Raw genomic sequence first — 15,365 nt, 5'->3', positions numbered from 1 at the left:
TTATTTTGGAGATAATTTAAATCCGTTGTTTGTATAAAGGAGATTAAAAAAATGAAACAAGTTAACAAATTAGCAACCAACACTTATCAAGCAGAGCATAACACAAACAAACATTCTTATGCTACGATTGTACCGATTAATAACATGATTCAAGTTAAAATCTATAATGACAATGTTTGTGTTAATGAAGTCAAGCGAAAGGATATGGACACAGTTTTAAGAGAGTTATCCCAAAAAGGATATAATACAACTTTTGAAGAAGGATATATGTTTTAAAGGAGATAATTATGGAAAAGTATTGTGTTGAGTTTTTAGAATCAGTGAAAACTTGCGATAATTATGAAACTGCGAAACTTGAAAAAGATAAAATCATAGATGATATTAACAACGGAGTTTATGACAATGAAGAGACACCATTTGATTTTTTAAATTCTTTTTTAAATCCCGATATGGAAATAACAAAAGAAGAAATACGTTCAAACGCAATAAGTAGTATAACAGTAACAAAGAAAATGTATACAGCAAGTGGCATATTAAAACGTATCATCAATTTAGACAAGGATGGGAAAGAATTGAATTATGAAAGACTAATTATAATTGATGATATACCTATCAACTTAAAAAACAAAGACGATGTAGTCTATATAGATGGTGGTATGATATGCCATGTATGTCCATTTTTCGATATCCCATTACAGTTATCTATTTGTATATGTCCCAATGGTGATATATTGCACAGAGGGTGGGATTGGATAAATATCAGTAACTGGAACTCGTATTTGCATACAATAAGTAAAAAAAACGAAGTGTTGGTAACAGAAGAAATGAAAAATACAGTCGGAGGCTTGTTTAGTGGTAGAATAAAGTTTGAAGGGTTTAAATTGGCTGTAGGTGGTACTGTTCAAGAAATCTGTCCAATAGATATAGCAGAAGAAGAAAAAAAGAGTTGATAAGAAAATATATTGTACTTAAATGTGAAGATATAAAGGAGTATAACATTATGACAATAAATGACTTGTTAGAACAGAGTATCATCATCCAAGGTGCTTTTACTATTAAACATTGGGATGACGATACAGAAACTTACGATATATTAGCAGAAGGTAGTATGTTTGAGGATAAATCCAAAGGTATTTCAAAAGAATATTTGAATGCAGAAATCAAATACGTGTACTGTCAAGATAATGTGTTAAATATTGAGGTATAACAGCCAAAGGAGGCGAAACGATGTTGGATTACAGTTATAAAGAATATCTACAGAAAACAGGAAAGAAAGATAGTAGAGAATCATGGATAGATTGGAAAGTTGAAATTTGTGGTATGGATTATGAAGAAGCCAGAATTGCTTCCATAGACCCAGACTGGGGTTGGGAAGAAGGATTAGGAGAATAACAACGAATAAAATTGTAGATTTATAGGGATAGAAAGAAGGTAACAGCAATGAGCAATCAAGAATTTGAAAACCTTACAGATGAAATACTTGCTGAAATAATACAAGAGGAAAATCAAAAAGAAATTGAAAAACAAGAAATTATTAAAAATGGTTGTCCTCATGTAAATAAAACTGAAAGAGTTGGAACTATATCAAAAGTACATTTTTTAGAATGTGACATATGTAAAAAACAATTTGATATGATGGGGAATCCAATTAAATAACAGAGTAGATAAAATATTGAATTGATGCTAAATTGTGAAAGGATAGAGTAAATAAAATGGGAATAAAAATTAGTGCTTCAAGTTCAAAAAATTTTGCTAAAATTGAAGAAGCTATAAATAAATTTGATAATGATTTTATTAAACAGTTTGAAACAGCAGAATATATTCTTGATGGGTATAATAATGATATAAAATTATTTTCTAACAGATATTATAGAGAAAAAATTGAATTACCGAATGGATTTACTTTTAAAGGAATAAAGATAGATACTAATATAAATTATGAAAAAGATAGCGAAAACAATATTACAGAAAAAGAAATATATATGATTAATATAACAGGAATTTATGAAGGGCAAGGGTATAGTATTTTATTTGATGGATTAATGAATAAGAATTTAGAAATAAATATTAAGAGTCGATAAAACGATTATTTGATGAAGATAAAGGAGAAAAGCATATGAAAACAACAGGAATTGTGAGAAAGATAGATAACGTAGGTCGTATAGTTATTCCAACGGAAATTCGAAAGGTTCTACAAATTAAAACCAATGATTCATTGGAAATTATTTTAGATGCTAAAAATGAAAGCGTGACATTTAAAAAATATTACCCAAAACAATATCAAAATAGCATTGACAGAATCATTGAATCAATTGAAGACGGTGATTTGGAATCAAAAGGAGAAGCTGTTCAGCTATTGCAACAAGTGAAAAATCTTCTAGCAGAAAAATAAAAAGCAAATGAACATTTGATTTGCTTTAATTACATAATAATAAATAAAATAAAAATAATATATTGAATGAGGTGGGCGAAATGAGTAGTTATGAAGCAATTAAAAGAGGAATTATAAAACGTATACGAGCAATTGGTAATGATTTAAGCAAACAGAATTTCGATGGAGAACTTGAAGACTTACTGATGTGCTATGAAAGGTTGGTTTAATAGATAATAATATTGAAAGGAGTTTATAAATATGGATATAGTACGTTGTAACTGGTGTGAACATATTTATATTGATTCTGAATCTGCTCATTGCCCAGTATGCGAACGAAACGATTGTATTGTAGATTTAGATGGAACTGAAAAATATACAGATAAACAATTAGAATTACTTTGGGAAATTTTTGGTGATATTCCTATGAATCCTGAGACAGAAGAAATTGAAGATGATTTTTTATATTTTCCAATTAATACACATAGAGAAGAAATTTGGTATTGGTTTGATGAAAACCACAGTAAAGGTGTTGGTTGGTTAATGAATGAATATAAAAGAATATGAAATGTAACTTTCATGTGGAGGTGTGAAAATGAAATATTATGAAATATGGTTTTATTATTACGGTGACGATGATAATAGAACTGATTATTTTAATGAGTTTACTTTTTATTGTAAGACTGAAAAACCTATCACAACAGATAATGAAATGATTGCTCATTTAAAAAGTAAGTTTCCAATGACGGATGAATATTATTGGGACAAAATGAACTGTATTTATGAAGAACATTATAAATATATGTCAAAATGGTTTGAAATAACAGCAGAAGAATTTGAAGACGGTTGTGGTATTCCTGCATAACAATAAATAACAACATAAAAGTATAATTTTATGGTAAATTTAGTGAAATAGAACGTTAAAATTCAACGTTTGTGGAGGGTGAGAAAATGAGAAAAATTATATATAATGATGTCTTATATGGAATCGTAACTAAAAATAGTCGAGGTGGCATGACTGCTGATACTTATGTAAAAAAGGATAGTGCGATAAAAAGGTCACAAGAAATAATTAAACATATAACAGAAAATCATATAGAAAACATGAAAGTTTATTTATCAAGGATTGGATATGATAATCATAATAATGTTATGAGTGGTAATTTGATTAACGACAAGTCTGAACTATTATTTATAAATTAATAATATTAACTTGAAAGAACTATTTCATTAAAAATTGGAGGTATTAATATGAACGAATTAAAATATAGTGACTTGCAAAAAGGACAAAAAGTATTTGTTGAATATGAAAAAGATGGTTGTGTATGGATGGAAGAGACAAGAGAATGTATACATGATGGAATTGAAACTGTTAAAAAAGATGAAGAAGGTAGATTGTATACAATTGATGCTGAAGGAAGTATTTTAACAGATTTAGAACATTATTTAGAAATTGGTGGTATAAAGATTTATGCCTTTAATCAAAGCCTATAAAATGGAGATTTGACGTTGAATGAGAGGAAAGAAAAATGCCGAATATGAGAGAAAAAGTAATAAAGTATATTACAGAGCTTGATGAAGAAATTAAACGATTACAAAAATGGATTGATGATAATTTTCAAGATGAAATTCAAGAAACAATAGTTACAATGATAGCAAGATTAACAGCGTTATCAGAAGTTAGAAATGATTTAAAAAACAGATTAGAAGAAGAATATAATAGCTTAAAATTAACGATTGATTCTGATTATTTCTCAAATTTGTATTTGAGATAAACAGAGAAAGGAAGTGATAATATGGGGCGTAACTCAAAAGAGTATTTGATGAATTTTAATAACCAATTATACTTTGCTTCCTTTATGGAATACTTTGAAGCTAATTCCACTAATAAGAATAGCGTTTATACATATAAGAAAACGCTTGGAAACTTCTTAGAGTATCTAAATGATATGGATTTAGCACAAATAAGTCCGAAAGACATAACAGATTACACAAGTAATAACAATCAAATAGCACATATTAGAGCAATGTTAAAGTATATAGCCAAAAATAACTCAAATGGTGCTTTGAGAAAAATGAGTAAAGAGTTGTTAGTTTGGTTGATATAACTCAAATGGGTATTTGAGGAATAACAATATTAAATAGGGAGGAAATGTAATATGAAACCATATGCACTGGCAATTAGAATTTATCACGATAGTACAAAAACTTCAATGGCAGATATAAAAATGAATGATGGAGTAGTAGAACATATTGAATGGACTAATATAAAACAAAGAGAACAGTTTATGAAATATATAAATGGCTATACGTTAATATATGATGAGAGAGAAAAAGTAAGTTTTAGCGAGGTGTAATAGCAATGAGATATTCAAATAAAAACTTCAAGGAGTCAAAGCTTAATCAAATTTTAACTCCATTGTTTAATCAAAAACAAAAGATAAATAACAGTAAAAAATATACTAATGAAGAAAAGAAAATGATTATGAAGGGGTTAGATATGGCTATAGATAGCATATGGAGAAATAATAGTGATAGGCATTGGCTTTAAATTAAGTCTTTTAAAGGTTATTGGAAAGGAAGAAGTTAAATGAAAGGGCAAGTATTTATTAGAAAAACTGGTCAAATGATAAATGGAAAAGAAGCTGTAATTATTGCAGGAATTGTTACACTAGATGCATTAGAAGATTTTACAATTCAAACAGAGACTCAATATACAATATCTAATGCAACTTTATCAGAACCTATTAACAGGAGAGAAGAAGCAAGAGGAAATGCAGTTGATAGTATATTACGAATGCCGATTTGGAGAGTATGAAATCAATGATTTAAAGAGAATTAAAGGAGAAATAAAGATGAATAAGAAATATAAAGAAATAGATTTTATAATTGGAAATACTATCGAACAAGCTGTAAATGAATTATTGTATTATAAGAGACAAGGTATATTAGCATGTGGAACTTTTAATGGTCATGTACTATATTCAGACACAGTAAGTATGGATAGTGCGTATTTAGAAATTATAGGTAAAACTAAAAATCAGTTTGAATTGGAGCAAAAAGAAAGAAGAGAAAAACAAGAAAAAGCTGAACAAGAATTTAAAGAAGCCTTACCACAATATATTGAAAATTGGAAAGATAAAGGTAGAAAAATATTATCAGAAGATAAATGGGAGTATTGGGATAAAATTGTACCTATTAGAGCAAATGACTTATATCATGGGATGGAATTAGATAATACGTTAGATATTATATGTTCGTTAAAAGAAAATAACTTTAAGGAAGCAAAAGAAAAATTCGACAAACAAGGACACTCTGGAATGTCTGCAAGTCTAGTATTTAGCATGGTAAGAGAGTTTTATGATGATGGCGATAAGTTCGTTGAATATATGAAATAAACCAATGAAATGGATGTTTTTAAATAGATATAGAAAGGAAAGTGTTATGAATAGATGGATATTAACAGAAGATATAAAGAGAAAATGGAAGCCATATATTAAAGAATTTATTGATAAAATGTCAGCTTTAACTATAGAAGATGTAGAAAATATGTCAAATGATGAATTTACAATAGAACTAAGTGATACTGAGTTAAGACCATATACACTACTTGAATTGATGAAAGAGTTTGGATATGATAATGCTGATTTTGATGATAATGGTTGGGAATTAGATTATTGGATAACTATAGAAAAATCCGATAAAGCCATTCCTTCAGGTTGTGAAGTTCTGTGTATACATGGATGTGGCATGACATTTGAATTGAATTTATCAGTGAAACAGTTTATGTAAAATATATCAAAACGATATTTGGTATACATAGAAAGGGAAATTAAAGATATGGAAGATAAATTTATAGTGTTTTTCTCTGATGAAGAAGATATTGAGGATTTAGCTTGTGAGTTCAAACATGGATTCTATGAAACAGAAATAGCTATAATTGATAGTGAGACTCAAATTTATACTACACAAATGGGTTTATTGAATACAAGGCTGTTTGAATTAGGATATAGAGTATTTGTAAGAGAAATGAATAATGATATGTTTGAAATTAAGTTAGGGGATAACGAAAGAACAAATAGAGAAATTAGAATGGGGCATAATCTATTTAAAATGTGGTGTGCAGGTGAATTTCGTAAAAATTAATATAAAAGGTTTATTTGATATAAAATTAGGAGGATAATATATGTCAAAATACAAAGTTGAAATAGGTGGTTTTGTTTCTACTTATAGACAGAGAAATATAATAGTGTATGCAGACAACGAAGCTGAAGCAGAAGAAAAAGCTATTGATAAATTTATAGAGATGCAACAAGAGAAAGTAGGAAATATATGTAACGAAGCACGAGCTGATTCTATAGAGGAATTATAGATATAAAACTTTATGAAGGAGAAATGAAATGAAAATTACTTATAATACACAAAAGGGTAATAGATATAAATGTAGTAGTGAAAAACTTAATAAAAATTATAATCATAAATACCATAGACTTCCTATATTTTGTGGAGTATTTTGTAGGGGTGTAAGTTATTGGTGGGTTGAAGATTTAAAAAAATGGTGCAAGTCAAGCGATATTCCTAAAAATGTAGATGCTATGAGTGATAACTGTAATATTACAAATATTAAACAATTTGTTAGACATTTAAAAAAGTGTGAAAAATATTTACCTAAAGGAACAATTTTTGTTTTACGGAGTAATTTTGTAGGAGTTAAAAATATTATTGGGAGGATATAAAATGAAAGAAGTAGATTGTAATAAGTGTAAAAATAAGAATACTAAATGGTGTAGTGGATGTGAATATAATTTTCCAAGTGTTGATAATTTTGATTTTTATAGTGAAATAAAAGATGAAACAAGAGAGGATAATAATAATGAATATTAAACAACTTAAAATAGTGGAATTAGAATAAAATCTGTATTTGCTGCGATGTGTTTGTATGTAATATATAATTTTTATTATTCTAAAAAAAATGGTATAATTATGTAATGGAAATGGAGTGTTTATATGATTAGCATTGGTGGGATAACACCTGATTTAGACGAGGTTTATAATAGTTTAAATTATAAACCAAAAACAATTAATGAAATGTGTCAGGATAGAGTTGACCAGATTCAAGAGATGTTGGATTATTATGAAGAGCATAATTTGTACGGCATGTATGATTGTGAAATTGGGGTATGGACAAGAATACAAGACAATTGGAAAAGGCTGATAGAATTATGATTGAAAGGAGTAAAAATGAATATCAAACTCGAAACTTATTTGGAACAGCATAAAAACTGGTCAAGCGATGAACAAATTGAAATAGAAATTAAACTTTTACAAAAAAGAGCGAATAGAATATGTGTTGCATTAGAGAATTATACATTAACTACTGAACAAGCAGATAAGAAGTATAAACCTATCGCATTAAAATTAGCAGGATTGCATCAAATTCAAAGAGAACGAAATAAACAAAAATGTATGATAATTGATGGATTAGTTGGGTATTTAAATGAATCATTTAAAATCAATGCATGATTTCATGGTGAATTGAAAGGAGATTAAGATGTCTACTAAAAATGTGAATGAGGGTATAATTGTTGCAGGAGAAAACAGCAGAAAATTTAAGGGTAATAATATTCCAATTAACTATGATAGTGTTGATAAAATTGCAAGCGATATAAAAAAACAACATGAATGCTTCAACAATGGGAACGACCGTGATTACAAGGAGAAAATTAAAATGGCAAGACTAAATAAAACTGAGAAGAATCTACAAAAGGTTTGGGATGATTTAGATAAGGCATATGAACACTTAGAATTTGCTATATATGATATAAGTCGAATGACCGATATACCAGAAGGTATTAAACAAAGTATTAAAGCATTAGATATTACAGCTATACCAGTTATAAAAGAACAAATAGAACTGTTGATAGAAAATAAATAATTAAAATGAATCATTTAATGTATGATTTTAAGTGGAGTTAAGGAGGATTAAAAATGTTAAGAGATTTTATAGGTGATAATATTAGTATTGATGGCAGAATGATTGAATATAGAATAGTAACGGTTTATGATTATTTAGAAGCTAAAAATTATACGAACGAACAAATAGAAGAATTTTGTAATAATTATTATGAAATATACCAACGTATCAATCAAATTTTAGCATTAAAACAATCTTGTTATTTACTTAGAAGAACTTCACATAGTTGTGGTAGTTTATCAGATGATTTATTTCAACTTAAATTAAGACTAATAAAAGAATTGAAAGAACGATATAATTTTGAATTTGATGATGATTTTGTTGAACGTGATGGAAATAAAGAAAGCATTTAAAATAAGAATTTGAAAGGGTTATTAAAAATGGAACAAAATTATTTAGCGACATATAAAGATGGTTCAAATTGGAGTTTTTCTTGGTTTATGACTGAAGAAGAAGCTCGAGAATGGATTGAAAATGAATCGGGGTCATATGAAGAAGTGGAAGTTATTGAAATTGTGACAATTAGAAAAATAAAGTAAGGCTTTAAAAATACTATTTCAGATTGAATTTCGAAATGAGGTGTAAAGATGAGACAAAATTTATGGGCTTGGAGCGGTGAATATGTAGGTTATAGAGATGGGGATAATTTATGGCTTAAAAATGGCAAGCATATGGGCAAATTCCACGAAAATGAAGTTTATGATAAAGATGGACACTATATGGGTGAGATAAAAAATGAAAAGCGTTTAATATATAATATTGGAAAATCTGGAAGAAGGAAATATGCATTTGCTCCATATGGGAATAGATGTGGAATAAATTATGGTAATTATGGAGCATACGGAATGTATGGAGGATATAAAGATTTTCCATTAAAAAAATACTTATAAAAGAGGGATTTGATATGGATATTAAAGACGTAGTAAAAGTTTTAAACGAGTTTAATTTTTCGCCACTACACGATTATGATTTAAAAGAAAATTGTATTGAGTGGTTAGGATTGTTTGAAGATACTATGGAACTTTTAAAAACCAAATTAACTGATGAATGGGAAATCGTTGAACGCAAAAGAAACTCTGATAATGATTTTCTGAGAGTAGATATTGTTAGAAAATAGAATGAAAGGATTTGATATGAAATTTAAATTTATATTATTTGGGTTTAATTATTATGACAGTCGTGGGGGATTTAATGATTCTATCTTCACTTTTAATGATTTTGAAGATTTTCAAAACAAATTAAAAGTAATTAATAATAAAGATATTTATTATGATTTCTTTGAAATTCTCGATATTACTACATTAGAGAATTTTAGAATACTAGATATAAAAAATCTTAAAAATGAATATTTAAAAAAGAATGATGATAGCAGTGTAAATGTAAAAAGTAAGTTAAAGAGGGCTGTTAAAGGATATTTTCAATATGATAATAACAGGTGAAAGGATTTAATGATGTTTAAAAGATTATTTTGCAAACATAAATGGAATAAAATATCATTTGAACAGATTTATGATAAAGATGTCAGATATAGTTTAAGGACTTACAAATGTAGTAAATGCGGAAGAGAAACTAAAGTTGATGGTAGGTATGATAATATAAGCGAATGAAAGGCGAAATTCATTGGAAATTAGGAGACGGAAAATGTTAAGATTAGATTTAGAAAAAGAAAATTTTAAAAGATATAATAATAAAAAAGGTTATGAAATTACTGCTGATTCGAGTGGAGATAAAAAACGCTATAATGTATTTCGAGTAAATGGTTTTGAGGAAATAAAGTATTTACCAGATATCACAGTTGAAAATTATAATAAAGACAAGGACTATACTTTTGGAATTATTAACAATATTTCTATTAATGAAAACAACGTCGATACAATGATTGAAGAATTGGAAAAATATTTACAAGGATATAGAATTGCTAAAGAATCCATTGAAGAGTTTAGAGAAGCTATCAAGAAAGATTTAATATAAGCGAATTTCATAAGGAGTATTGGAGAATGGCAGTACCAAAATGTAAGGAATGTGAATATGCGGATTTTTATGTAATTGGTAAACATACATATGCCGAATGTTATCATCCTGACAATTATATAGCAGGTGGACGGAAAATATATTCTACAACTTTAAAAACAAGCCCCAAGTGGTGTATAAAGAGAGAAACGAGAAAGGGTTGATGTTGATGGAATATAAAATATTTAAAAATTTAATGATTGATAGTTATAATAAATCAAAACAAGAAGGAAATCTAGTTGGTATTATTTACGGAGCGATATCTACATATGGTTTCTCTGATATTAAAGATATTAATGAATTTGCAGATGCATCTCATCCAGATATGTTATATCTAAAATCAAAACTTACAGATGTAGAAATTGATGTTTATTCTTGGGAATTAGAAAATTATAAAATAAAAGAAAGTGAAAGCACAATTTATATAAAACTTAAAAATAAATGGGAAATAGGGCTGATGTATTAAAGGGGTGGAATAAAAGAGGAAAATAGTATGAAAAAATATAAAGTAAAGATAAGACAATGTAGACCGACAGAAGTGTGGGCAGATAATGAAGATGAAGCTTTTAATTTAGCAATGGAAGCAAGTGAGTGGGATGACGATTATGAAGTAATTGACGAAGCCGATGAGGAAGACCAAGATGGTTGGAATAAAATTATAAGCGATTAAACCAATAGTAAGAATTTGAAAGGGAATTGACAGATATGGATAGAGAATTAGCGAAGAACTTATCTAATGATATATTGATACAAATGTGTAACGAAATATATGATTGGAAAAATGGAAATGGTGATTTACTAGATGGAATATTTAGAGTAACATTTTTAAAACTTTATGATGATAAAAAATATAGTGATATTCGTGATTTTGAAAATGATATTTTAATTGAAGCACACGAACGTTTCGGGAAAATAGTAAAAGGTTTGTTTGTAGATAGACCTAGATTATATTTGAGACGATAAAACAGACATTTGATGAAGATAACAATAAATAAAAACCCGTTCTCAATCACTGAGAACGGAGTTTATAATCATTCAAGAATGGCTTGAAGATTTTAACAAGGTCATTATCAAATGCGGTTTTAACATGATGTGTTTTCCATTTTTCATATTGCTCAAATCTATTTTCTGAAGCTGAAATAGATAAATCAAATATATTTTGAATATCGAGTGGTTCTGTTATTTTTAAATGCTTGTATATTTGAAATGGACATAATATAGTTGCTGCAAAATAATCTGCTTCTTGTTCAAAAATTGTACAAGATGAATTATCTAGTCTATTTTCTGCAACCATTTTTTCAGATAAATATAATAAGTGCTTCAACTTAACATGACCTAATTCATGGGCAAGAGTCCAAATTTGTCTGCCACGAACATTGTAGTTTTTTGAAGAGTTGTTATATAAAATTAAATATTTATTTTTCGCCTCGTCATAGTGAGTGCATCCGCTTTGACTATTACACAAAGATATAACATCATTAATACTTACATTGTAGTGATTTGCAAAATATGAATATGATGAAAGATTGCAATTTGGAATTAATTGAATAATTTTTTTTATATCCAACGGGAAACATAATAAATTGTCTGGTAAAGATTTTAACAATTTTAAAATTTCAGAGTTGATATACTGGTATCTAATTCTAGTCATACTAATTATCCTCTTTAAAGTCTTCATCGAAAGCAGTTTTAAGAATTGTCATCATTTTTTCTCTAGTGCTATTGTTCATTTTATTATAAGCACGTTGGATAGATATTATGTTTTCATCATAAACACTCCTTTCCAAAAGAAAGTCAATCGAGACATTGAAATAATCTGCAATTTTCAACAATGCTTGTGTTGACGGAATATTAGTATTATTCCAACGACTAATTGTTGATTTATCAACTCCTATTTTATCAGCTAAATCACTCATTGTCATCTCATGTTCTTTGCATAATTTTTTAATTTGTTCGATAATCATAACAGCCCCCTTGGTAAAACCACTAAATTGTTTGCACAAAATCAACAAAACGTGTTGACAATTTGGAAAATATAAACTAAAATGAATTTGAAGTTGATTATGTGCAAATTTTTATTCATTAATTTTAATACTTTTTACATAAAAAGTCAATATAATGATGGAGGAATAAAAATGAAAAATTTAACAAAAGTGAAAAATTTGAAAAATACGCTAGATGAGATTAATAATTTGGCTGAATGCGTTAGCAAAGAAGAAATATTGCGATATAGTGAAAACTTCTATGCTGCAAAATCCAGTTTGATTAATAAATTAGAAGCTATGATAGATGGCTATAATATATTAGCTGATAAAAAATATAAATTAATAAAAGATAAGTTGATTGTTGAATCAGTTCCCTACATGATGAATACTGAATGGTATACATATAAATTAGAGGAAGTGTATAATATTAATGAAAATATATTAAATGAAACACTAAAAACTATCAATGAAATGAGCTGTATGTTGATAGAAGCTGAAACAAAAATAAAATTTATTGATGATAAGATAATATTATTACATAAGCAGTTAATTGAAAGAATAGAATATATGATAGAAGGGTATAATCTAATTTCTAATAAAGAGCTTAAATTGGTTGCTGATGTTGATTTAGTAATACAAAATAATATATTTAGTCATCATAATATTTTTGTTTATAAATTGCAGTTAGTTTGACTATATAATTATCTTGTGTTACAATATTAGTATTATTATGTTGTGAATACAGGAGGTAATTATAATGTTAAACGAGAACAGCAAAAAAGATTTAATTGATATAATTAAAGATAAGTTGATTGAAGCAATAAATAGTGAATTTTTTGATAATATAAAAAATCTTTTAATACAAAATGATAAATTTGGCAGAGAAGATTTTTTCAAGATTGTAATGTATCCTGAAACATTATATCACATTCCGCTTGCTGAATTATATTGGTTTGCTGAAGCGATAGAAAAAGTTAATCCAAAAATAATTAAAGTTACTGACTATTTTACTGAGCATGAATTAAAAGAGTTTAAAACATATGTACGAGATAAAATAGATGTCGCTAAATTTTTAGTATTAAAAAATGCTTTTAAATTAGATGAAAATCAATGGAGCTGTATTGCTTCGATAGAACAAATTGCCATGCTGAGAAAGCATAATATTATAAGAATAGACCCCAACTTGCAAAGACAAAGCAAAATTGTTGGCGAAGTAGATGAAACAGGAGAGATTTTAAGGAAAATAAAAATAAATCATGAAAGAGTCGCAGAAATTGAAGAAGCGATTGTTGATGGAACTTATAATTACAACACAATAAGAATTAATTTAATGGATGATGGTAAATTCGCCCCAAATGTGAATAAGGAAGGTAAAATTATTATTCCAATTGGAGCAGATTGTATTATTCCAGACGGAAATCATAGAACGTTAGCTGCTGAACACGCTTATTTTAACCATCCAGAACTAAAGAGCGTGTTCAGAAATAAGTATTTTCAAGTAGTATTTACATTCTATACAGCAAAAAGAGTAAAGGAATGTATTTCACAAGAATGGAATGTGGAACCTGTAAAGAAAGACCATATTGAATCTATGAAAATGACATTTGCAAATGAAGTAGTTAATGAAATTCAGCGAAATGAAAATGCAGAAAGAATATATGCGGATAAAATAGTAACAACATTTTGGGATAATGGATTTATTTCTTATTCTATTTTATCGAAAGCAATTGATAAATTTTATGATGCAAATAGTTTTAAATTAAAGAAACAAGCAATTGATTTAGCTGAATGGTTAATAGAGTATTTTAATTATTTGGCTGAATTTTTCGTTGATGATTTTTCAGACTTTAGAAAAGCAAGGAGATATGGAAGAGTCAGCGTAAATAAAAATATTTGGTATGGATTTGTTTATTTATCTATGATTTTACGAAACAATCCTAACTGGAAGGATGCAACGAGAAACATTATAGAAAATATGGATTGGTCAAGAAATAATCAAATATCTGGAAACAATACTCCAGATAATATAATCAAAACATTTTCTCAGAAGGTTGGTGAATTGGATGTATAATAAAGAACAAAAAATGCAATTCATTAACTATTCTTTAAAAAAAAGCGATGGAGATATCGAAAATTTAAAAAAGAGTTGGGAGAATTTCTTTAATAGGATTGGAAAAATTGAAAAAGATTTTGATGATGATATTTCAAATTTTTCCTATGAGACTATAATGCTTGCATTACATCTTTTCCTTAAAGGAAGTGTTATCTATCAAGAAACAGAATTAAGCAAATTAAAATTGTATATAGATTGGTGTATTATAAATGGGAAAACTCCAAACACAGAAAATAAAATTGAATATATTTCGCTGAATGATATAGATGTGAGTGTTGCTTATAAGTTATCTATGGTAAAAGATGAAGAACATTTAAATAATTATTTAGATGAAGCTCTTCGTGAAGTTGAATTAGACACTATTGATAATTTATACAGGACATATTTTCTTTTGTTATTCAATGGAATAAAATCTAATGACATATTTGAACTTAAAGAGAGTGATGTTAATTATGAAAATAAAATGATTACATTTAATGACAAATCAATTCAATTATATCCTGAAGCGTTTAAAAATGTTTCAAAATTATCTTCTATGGATTATTATGTAGGAAAAATACGTGGGAATAAAACATGTGAAACCGAAAGATATAGAATGGGATATCTAATAGAAAATACAACTGAAAATAGAGATTTGTTGAAAATATACACACGTATAAAAATGTCAAGAATGAATGTGGTATTGAGAAAAAAACTTGGTAAGACAATTTCTTTAAATTCAAATAATATATATATATCAGGTATTTTTTATAGAATACATCAAAATGAATTATTGACCAAAACAGTGGATATTACTGAATATGTAGAAAATTATATTAATCCCAAAGCATCTGAAGCGAGTAAGAATAGATATATTAATGCATTCAAAACTCAATATGAGATTTGGAAAAAAGCATTTAATCTATTATAAAA

The 15,365-nt window shown here is 27.5% G+C and carries 41 protein-coding genes; 39 read left to right on the top strand and 2 right to left on the bottom strand.

Annotated elements, in window-relative coordinates:
• Positions 1 to 51: 51 nt before the first annotated feature.
• The 36 genes from I2490_RS09225 to I2490_RS09055 all read left to right on the top strand — a co-directional run bounded on the left by I2490_RS09225 (position 52) and on the right by I2490_RS09055 (position 11,318).
• Positions 52 to 276, top strand: coding sequence for a hypothetical protein (locus I2490_RS09225; protein WP_206459410.1), 225 nt, complete (start codon positions 52 to 54; stop codon positions 274 to 276).
• An 11-nt stretch (positions 277 to 287) separates the two neighbouring features.
• Positions 288 to 950: a hypothetical protein gene (locus I2490_RS09220; RefSeq protein WP_206459409.1), complete on the top strand. Its 663-nt coding sequence runs from the start codon at positions 288 to 290 to the stop codon at positions 948 to 950.
• Positions 951 to 1,000: 50 nt separating this feature from the next.
• A complete protein-coding gene (locus tag I2490_RS09215; protein WP_206459408.1) occupies positions 1,001 to 1,207 on the top strand; it encodes a hypothetical protein in 207 nt (68 codons plus the stop codon).
• Positions 1,208 to 1,227: 20 nt separating this feature from the next.
• On the top strand, positions 1,228 to 1,392 hold the full coding sequence (locus I2490_RS09210) for a hypothetical protein (protein ID WP_206459407.1): 165 nt from the start codon (positions 1,228 to 1,230) through the stop codon (positions 1,390 to 1,392).
• A gap of 48 nt (positions 1,393 to 1,440) precedes the next feature.
• Positions 1,441 to 1,656, top strand: coding sequence for a hypothetical protein (locus I2490_RS09205; protein ID WP_206459406.1), 216 nt, complete (start codon positions 1,441 to 1,443; stop codon positions 1,654 to 1,656).
• Positions 1,657 to 1,712: 56 nt separating this feature from the next.
• The gene (locus I2490_RS09200) at positions 1,713 to 2,081 is read left to right on the top strand and encodes a hypothetical protein (RefSeq protein WP_206459405.1); all 369 of its coding nucleotides are present in this window, start codon (positions 1,713 to 1,715) and stop codon (positions 2,079 to 2,081) included.
• 35 nt (positions 2,082 to 2,116) lie between these two features.
• Positions 2,117 to 2,392 carry an AbrB/MazE/SpoVT family DNA-binding domain-containing protein gene (locus I2490_RS09195; protein ID WP_206459404.1) on the top strand — a complete coding sequence of 92 codons (276 nt, stop codon included), beginning with the start codon at positions 2,117 to 2,119 and terminating at the stop codon, positions 2,390 to 2,392.
• Between the two features lie 80 nt (positions 2,393 to 2,472).
• Positions 2,473 to 2,601, top strand: a complete 129-nt coding sequence (locus I2490_RS16880; protein WP_280634197.1) for a hypothetical protein — start codon at positions 2,473 to 2,475, stop codon at positions 2,599 to 2,601.
• A 31-nt stretch (positions 2,602 to 2,632) separates the two neighbouring features.
• Positions 2,633 to 2,938: a hypothetical protein gene (locus I2490_RS09190; RefSeq protein WP_206459730.1), complete on the top strand. Its 306-nt coding sequence runs from the start codon at positions 2,633 to 2,635 to the stop codon at positions 2,936 to 2,938.
• Positions 2,939 to 2,966: 28 nt separating this feature from the next.
• Positions 2,967 to 3,236: a hypothetical protein gene (locus I2490_RS09185; RefSeq protein ID WP_206459403.1), complete on the top strand. Its 270-nt coding sequence runs from the start codon at positions 2,967 to 2,969 to the stop codon at positions 3,234 to 3,236.
• An 86-nt stretch (positions 3,237 to 3,322) separates the two neighbouring features.
• The gene (locus I2490_RS09180; protein ID WP_206459402.1) at positions 3,323 to 3,574 is read left to right on the top strand and encodes a hypothetical protein; all 252 of its coding nucleotides are present in this window, start codon (positions 3,323 to 3,325) and stop codon (positions 3,572 to 3,574) included.
• Between the two features lie 48 nt (positions 3,575 to 3,622).
• Entirely contained in the window at positions 3,623 to 3,865 is a 243-nt protein-coding gene (locus I2490_RS09175; RefSeq protein ID WP_206459401.1) for a hypothetical protein, read from the top strand.
• A 35-nt stretch (positions 3,866 to 3,900) separates the two neighbouring features.
• Complete coding sequence (locus tag I2490_RS09170; RefSeq protein ID WP_206459400.1) at positions 3,901 to 4,146, top strand: hypothetical protein; 246 nt, start codon at positions 3,901 to 3,903, stop codon at positions 4,144 to 4,146.
• A 21-nt stretch (positions 4,147 to 4,167) separates the two neighbouring features.
• Positions 4,168 to 4,479: a hypothetical protein gene (locus I2490_RS09165; RefSeq protein ID WP_206459399.1), complete on the top strand. Its 312-nt coding sequence runs from the start codon at positions 4,168 to 4,170 to the stop codon at positions 4,477 to 4,479.
• 51 nt (positions 4,480 to 4,530) lie between these two features.
• Positions 4,531 to 4,728 (top strand): hypothetical protein, encoded by a 198-nt coding sequence (locus I2490_RS09160; protein ID WP_206459398.1) that lies wholly within the window; start codon positions 4,531 to 4,533, stop codon positions 4,726 to 4,728.
• A 5-nt stretch (positions 4,729 to 4,733) separates the two neighbouring features.
• A complete protein-coding gene (locus tag I2490_RS09155) occupies positions 4,734 to 4,922 on the top strand; it encodes a hypothetical protein (protein WP_206459397.1) in 189 nt (62 codons plus the stop codon).
• Between the two features lie 39 nt (positions 4,923 to 4,961).
• Positions 4,962 to 5,189 carry a hypothetical protein gene (locus I2490_RS09150; RefSeq protein ID WP_206459396.1) on the top strand — a complete coding sequence of 76 codons (228 nt, stop codon included), beginning with the start codon at positions 4,962 to 4,964 and terminating at the stop codon, positions 5,187 to 5,189.
• A gap of 37 nt (positions 5,190 to 5,226) precedes the next feature.
• A complete protein-coding gene (locus I2490_RS09145; protein ID WP_206459395.1) occupies positions 5,227 to 5,769 on the top strand; it encodes a hypothetical protein in 543 nt (180 codons plus the stop codon).
• A gap of 46 nt (positions 5,770 to 5,815) precedes the next feature.
• The gene (locus I2490_RS09140) at positions 5,816 to 6,163 is read left to right on the top strand and encodes a hypothetical protein (protein WP_206459394.1); all 348 of its coding nucleotides are present in this window, start codon (positions 5,816 to 5,818) and stop codon (positions 6,161 to 6,163) included.
• Between the two features lie 48 nt (positions 6,164 to 6,211).
• Entirely contained in the window at positions 6,212 to 6,517 is a 306-nt protein-coding gene (locus I2490_RS09135) for a hypothetical protein (RefSeq protein ID WP_206459393.1), read from the top strand.
• A gap of 40 nt (positions 6,518 to 6,557) precedes the next feature.
• Complete coding sequence (locus tag I2490_RS09130) at positions 6,558 to 6,743, top strand: hypothetical protein (RefSeq protein WP_206459392.1); 186 nt, start codon at positions 6,558 to 6,560, stop codon at positions 6,741 to 6,743.
• A gap of 28 nt (positions 6,744 to 6,771) precedes the next feature.
• Positions 6,772 to 7,107: a hypothetical protein gene (locus tag I2490_RS09125; protein ID WP_206459391.1), complete on the top strand. Its 336-nt coding sequence runs from the start codon at positions 6,772 to 6,774 to the stop codon at positions 7,105 to 7,107.
• A 1-nt stretch (position 7,108) separates the two neighbouring features.
• Positions 7,109 to 7,255 carry a hypothetical protein gene (locus tag I2490_RS09120; protein ID WP_206459390.1) on the top strand — a complete coding sequence of 49 codons (147 nt, stop codon included), beginning with the start codon at positions 7,109 to 7,111 and terminating at the stop codon, positions 7,253 to 7,255.
• A 123-nt stretch (positions 7,256 to 7,378) separates the two neighbouring features.
• Positions 7,379 to 7,597, top strand: a complete 219-nt coding sequence (locus I2490_RS09115; RefSeq protein WP_206459389.1) for a hypothetical protein — start codon at positions 7,379 to 7,381, stop codon at positions 7,595 to 7,597.
• 15 nt (positions 7,598 to 7,612) lie between these two features.
• Positions 7,613 to 7,894 carry a hypothetical protein gene (locus I2490_RS09110; protein WP_206459388.1) on the top strand — a complete coding sequence of 94 codons (282 nt, stop codon included), beginning with the start codon at positions 7,613 to 7,615 and terminating at the stop codon, positions 7,892 to 7,894.
• A gap of 28 nt (positions 7,895 to 7,922) precedes the next feature.
• Complete coding sequence (locus I2490_RS09105; RefSeq protein ID WP_206459387.1) at positions 7,923 to 8,306, top strand: hypothetical protein; 384 nt, start codon at positions 7,923 to 7,925, stop codon at positions 8,304 to 8,306.
• Positions 8,307 to 8,359: 53 nt separating this feature from the next.
• On the top strand, positions 8,360 to 8,698 hold the full coding sequence (locus I2490_RS09100) for a hypothetical protein (protein WP_206459386.1): 339 nt from the start codon (positions 8,360 to 8,362) through the stop codon (positions 8,696 to 8,698).
• A gap of 27 nt (positions 8,699 to 8,725) precedes the next feature.
• Complete coding sequence (locus I2490_RS09095) at positions 8,726 to 8,884, top strand: hypothetical protein (protein ID WP_206459385.1); 159 nt, start codon at positions 8,726 to 8,728, stop codon at positions 8,882 to 8,884.
• 48 nt (positions 8,885 to 8,932) lie between these two features.
• Positions 8,933 to 9,235 carry a 4-fold beta flower protein gene (locus I2490_RS09090; protein ID WP_206459384.1) on the top strand — a complete coding sequence of 101 codons (303 nt, stop codon included), beginning with the start codon at positions 8,933 to 8,935 and terminating at the stop codon, positions 9,233 to 9,235.
• 14 nt (positions 9,236 to 9,249) lie between these two features.
• On the top strand, positions 9,250 to 9,462 hold the full coding sequence (locus tag I2490_RS09085; protein ID WP_206459383.1) for a hypothetical protein: 213 nt from the start codon (positions 9,250 to 9,252) through the stop codon (positions 9,460 to 9,462).
• Positions 9,449 to 9,784: a hypothetical protein gene (locus I2490_RS09080; RefSeq protein WP_206459382.1), complete on the top strand. Its 336-nt coding sequence runs from the start codon at positions 9,449 to 9,451 to the stop codon at positions 9,782 to 9,784. The genes I2490_RS09085 and I2490_RS09080 overlap by 14 nt, the downstream gene beginning before the upstream one ends.
• Before the next feature lie 202 nt (positions 9,785 to 9,986).
• Entirely contained in the window at positions 9,987 to 10,316 is a 330-nt protein-coding gene (locus tag I2490_RS09075) for a hypothetical protein (RefSeq protein WP_206459381.1), read from the top strand.
• Positions 10,317 to 10,342: 26 nt separating this feature from the next.
• Complete coding sequence (locus I2490_RS09070; protein ID WP_206459380.1) at positions 10,343 to 10,519, top strand: hypothetical protein; 177 nt, start codon at positions 10,343 to 10,345, stop codon at positions 10,517 to 10,519.
• Between the two features lie 5 nt (positions 10,520 to 10,524).
• Positions 10,525 to 10,821 carry a hypothetical protein gene (locus I2490_RS09065; protein ID WP_206459379.1) on the top strand — a complete coding sequence of 99 codons (297 nt, stop codon included), beginning with the start codon at positions 10,525 to 10,527 and terminating at the stop codon, positions 10,819 to 10,821.
• A gap of 27 nt (positions 10,822 to 10,848) precedes the next feature.
• The gene (locus tag I2490_RS09060) at positions 10,849 to 11,025 is read left to right on the top strand and encodes a hypothetical protein (protein WP_206459378.1); all 177 of its coding nucleotides are present in this window, start codon (positions 10,849 to 10,851) and stop codon (positions 11,023 to 11,025) included.
• A gap of 35 nt (positions 11,026 to 11,060) precedes the next feature.
• Positions 11,061 to 11,318 carry a hypothetical protein gene (locus I2490_RS09055; protein WP_206459377.1) on the top strand — a complete coding sequence of 86 codons (258 nt, stop codon included), beginning with the start codon at positions 11,061 to 11,063 and terminating at the stop codon, positions 11,316 to 11,318.
• A 46-nt stretch (positions 11,319 to 11,364) separates the two neighbouring features.
• Here the strand turns inward: I2490_RS09055 and I2490_RS09050 are convergent, their stop codons facing one another.
• Together I2490_RS09050 and I2490_RS09045 are read right to left on the bottom strand one after the other, a co-directional pair.
• Positions 11,365 to 12,006 carry an ImmA/IrrE family metallo-endopeptidase gene (locus I2490_RS09050; protein ID WP_206459376.1) on the bottom strand — a complete coding sequence of 214 codons (642 nt, stop codon included), beginning with the start codon at positions 12,004 to 12,006 and terminating at the stop codon, positions 11,365 to 11,367.
• A 1-nt stretch (position 12,007) separates the two neighbouring features.
• Positions 12,008 to 12,319: a helix-turn-helix domain-containing protein gene (locus I2490_RS09045; RefSeq protein ID WP_206459375.1), complete on the bottom strand. Its 312-nt coding sequence runs from the start codon at positions 12,317 to 12,319 to the stop codon at positions 12,008 to 12,010.
• Positions 12,320 to 12,490: 171 nt separating this feature from the next.
• Here I2490_RS09045 and I2490_RS09040 point away from each other — a divergent pair, with 171 nt between their 5' ends.
• The 3 genes from I2490_RS09040 (at position 12,491) to I2490_RS09030 (ending at position 15,363) form a co-directional block, all read left to right on the top strand.
• A complete protein-coding gene (locus tag I2490_RS09040; RefSeq protein WP_206459374.1) occupies positions 12,491 to 13,033 on the top strand; it encodes a hypothetical protein in 543 nt (180 codons plus the stop codon).
• A gap of 64 nt (positions 13,034 to 13,097) precedes the next feature.
• Positions 13,098 to 14,411 carry a DNA sulfur modification protein DndB gene (locus I2490_RS09035; protein ID WP_206459373.1) on the top strand — a complete coding sequence of 438 codons (1,314 nt, stop codon included), beginning with the start codon at positions 13,098 to 13,100 and terminating at the stop codon, positions 14,409 to 14,411.
• On the top strand, positions 14,404 to 15,363 hold the full coding sequence (locus I2490_RS09030) for a phage lytic cycle repressor MrpR family protein (protein ID WP_206459372.1): 960 nt from the start codon (positions 14,404 to 14,406) through the stop codon (positions 15,361 to 15,363). The genes I2490_RS09035 and I2490_RS09030 overlap by 8 nt, the downstream gene beginning before the upstream one ends.
• Positions 15,364 to 15,365: the final 2 nt, after the last annotated feature.

The organism is Anaerovorax sp. IOR16, from assembly GCF_017168145.1.
Lineage (GTDB): Bacteria > Bacillota > Clostridia > Peptostreptococcales > Anaerovoracaceae > IOR16.
This window is presented reverse-complemented; position numbering and strand designations above follow the sequence as displayed.

What these genes read in the sequence shown, in the direction of transcription:
- I2490_RS09225 (WP_206459410.1), top strand. Translation starts at nt 52, where the DNA reads ATGAAACAAGTTAACAAATTAGCAACCAACACTTATCAAGCAGAGCAT.
- I2490_RS09220 (WP_206459409.1), top strand. Translation starts at nt 288, where the DNA reads ATGGAAAAGTATTGTGTTGAGTTTTTAGAATCAGTGAAAACTTGCGAT.
- I2490_RS09215 (WP_206459408.1), top strand. Translation starts at nt 1,001, where the DNA reads ATGACAATAAATGACTTGTTAGAACAGAGTATCATCATCCAAGGTGCT.
- I2490_RS09210 (WP_206459407.1), top strand. Translation starts at nt 1,228, where the DNA reads ATGTTGGATTACAGTTATAAAGAATATCTACAGAAAACAGGAAAGAAA.
- I2490_RS09205 (WP_206459406.1), top strand. Translation starts at nt 1,441, where the DNA reads ATGAGCAATCAAGAATTTGAAAACCTTACAGATGAAATACTTGCTGAA.
- I2490_RS09200 (WP_206459405.1), top strand. Translation starts at nt 1,713, where the DNA reads ATGGGAATAAAAATTAGTGCTTCAAGTTCAAAAAATTTTGCTAAAATT.
- I2490_RS09195 (WP_206459404.1), top strand. Translation starts at nt 2,117, where the DNA reads ATGAAAACAACAGGAATTGTGAGAAAGATAGATAACGTAGGTCGTATA.
- I2490_RS16880 (WP_280634197.1), top strand. Translation starts at nt 2,473, where the DNA reads ATGAGTAGTTATGAAGCAATTAAAAGAGGAATTATAAAACGTATACGA.
- I2490_RS09190 (WP_206459730.1), top strand. Translation starts at nt 2,633, where the DNA reads ATGGATATAGTACGTTGTAACTGGTGTGAACATATTTATATTGATTCT.
- I2490_RS09185 (WP_206459403.1), top strand. Translation starts at nt 2,967, where the DNA reads ATGAAATATTATGAAATATGGTTTTATTATTACGGTGACGATGATAAT.
- I2490_RS09180 (WP_206459402.1), top strand. Translation starts at nt 3,323, where the DNA reads ATGAGAAAAATTATATATAATGATGTCTTATATGGAATCGTAACTAAA.
- I2490_RS09175 (WP_206459401.1), top strand. Translation starts at nt 3,623, where the DNA reads ATGAACGAATTAAAATATAGTGACTTGCAAAAAGGACAAAAAGTATTT.
- I2490_RS09170 (WP_206459400.1), top strand. Translation starts at nt 3,901, where the DNA reads ATGCCGAATATGAGAGAAAAAGTAATAAAGTATATTACAGAGCTTGAT.
- I2490_RS09165 (WP_206459399.1), top strand. Translation starts at nt 4,168, where the DNA reads ATGGGGCGTAACTCAAAAGAGTATTTGATGAATTTTAATAACCAATTA.
- I2490_RS09160 (WP_206459398.1), top strand. Translation starts at nt 4,531, where the DNA reads ATGAAACCATATGCACTGGCAATTAGAATTTATCACGATAGTACAAAA.
- I2490_RS09155 (WP_206459397.1), top strand. Translation starts at nt 4,734, where the DNA reads ATGAGATATTCAAATAAAAACTTCAAGGAGTCAAAGCTTAATCAAATT.
- I2490_RS09150 (WP_206459396.1), top strand. Translation starts at nt 4,962, where the DNA reads ATGAAAGGGCAAGTATTTATTAGAAAAACTGGTCAAATGATAAATGGA.
- I2490_RS09145 (WP_206459395.1), top strand. Translation starts at nt 5,227, where the DNA reads ATGAATAAGAAATATAAAGAAATAGATTTTATAATTGGAAATACTATC.
- I2490_RS09140 (WP_206459394.1), top strand. Translation starts at nt 5,816, where the DNA reads ATGAATAGATGGATATTAACAGAAGATATAAAGAGAAAATGGAAGCCA.
- I2490_RS09135 (WP_206459393.1), top strand. Translation starts at nt 6,212, where the DNA reads ATGGAAGATAAATTTATAGTGTTTTTCTCTGATGAAGAAGATATTGAG.
- I2490_RS09130 (WP_206459392.1), top strand. Translation starts at nt 6,558, where the DNA reads ATGTCAAAATACAAAGTTGAAATAGGTGGTTTTGTTTCTACTTATAGA.
- I2490_RS09125 (WP_206459391.1), top strand. Translation starts at nt 6,772, where the DNA reads ATGAAAATTACTTATAATACACAAAAGGGTAATAGATATAAATGTAGT.
- I2490_RS09120 (WP_206459390.1), top strand. Translation starts at nt 7,109, where the DNA reads ATGAAAGAAGTAGATTGTAATAAGTGTAAAAATAAGAATACTAAATGG.
- I2490_RS09115 (WP_206459389.1), top strand. Translation starts at nt 7,379, where the DNA reads ATGATTAGCATTGGTGGGATAACACCTGATTTAGACGAGGTTTATAAT.
- I2490_RS09110 (WP_206459388.1), top strand. Translation starts at nt 7,613, where the DNA reads ATGAATATCAAACTCGAAACTTATTTGGAACAGCATAAAAACTGGTCA.
- I2490_RS09105 (WP_206459387.1), top strand. Translation starts at nt 7,923, where the DNA reads ATGTCTACTAAAAATGTGAATGAGGGTATAATTGTTGCAGGAGAAAAC.
- I2490_RS09100 (WP_206459386.1), top strand. Translation starts at nt 8,360, where the DNA reads ATGTTAAGAGATTTTATAGGTGATAATATTAGTATTGATGGCAGAATG.
- I2490_RS09095 (WP_206459385.1), top strand. Translation starts at nt 8,726, where the DNA reads ATGGAACAAAATTATTTAGCGACATATAAAGATGGTTCAAATTGGAGT.
- I2490_RS09090 (WP_206459384.1), top strand. Translation starts at nt 8,933, where the DNA reads ATGAGACAAAATTTATGGGCTTGGAGCGGTGAATATGTAGGTTATAGA.
- I2490_RS09085 (WP_206459383.1), top strand. Translation starts at nt 9,250, where the DNA reads ATGGATATTAAAGACGTAGTAAAAGTTTTAAACGAGTTTAATTTTTCG.
- I2490_RS09075 (WP_206459381.1), top strand. Translation starts at nt 9,987, where the DNA reads ATGTTAAGATTAGATTTAGAAAAAGAAAATTTTAAAAGATATAATAAT.
- I2490_RS09070 (WP_206459380.1), top strand. Translation starts at nt 10,343, where the DNA reads ATGGCAGTACCAAAATGTAAGGAATGTGAATATGCGGATTTTTATGTA.
- I2490_RS09065 (WP_206459379.1), top strand. Translation starts at nt 10,525, where the DNA reads ATGGAATATAAAATATTTAAAAATTTAATGATTGATAGTTATAATAAA.
- I2490_RS09060 (WP_206459378.1), top strand. Translation starts at nt 10,849, where the DNA reads ATGAAAAAATATAAAGTAAAGATAAGACAATGTAGACCGACAGAAGTG.
- I2490_RS09055 (WP_206459377.1), top strand. Translation starts at nt 11,061, where the DNA reads ATGGATAGAGAATTAGCGAAGAACTTATCTAATGATATATTGATACAA.
- I2490_RS09050 (WP_206459376.1), bottom strand. Translation starts at nt 12,006, where the DNA reads ATGACTAGAATTAGATACCAGTATATCAACTCTGAAATTTTAAAATTG.
- I2490_RS09045 (WP_206459375.1), bottom strand. Translation starts at nt 12,319, where the DNA reads ATGATTATCGAACAAATTAAAAAATTATGCAAAGAACATGAGATGACA.
- I2490_RS09040 (WP_206459374.1), top strand. Translation starts at nt 12,491, where the DNA reads ATGAAAAATTTAACAAAAGTGAAAAATTTGAAAAATACGCTAGATGAG.
- I2490_RS09035 (WP_206459373.1), top strand. Translation starts at nt 13,098, where the DNA reads ATGTTAAACGAGAACAGCAAAAAAGATTTAATTGATATAATTAAAGAT.
- I2490_RS09030 (WP_206459372.1), top strand. Translation starts at nt 14,404, where the DNA reads ATGTATAATAAAGAACAAAAAATGCAATTCATTAACTATTCTTTAAAA.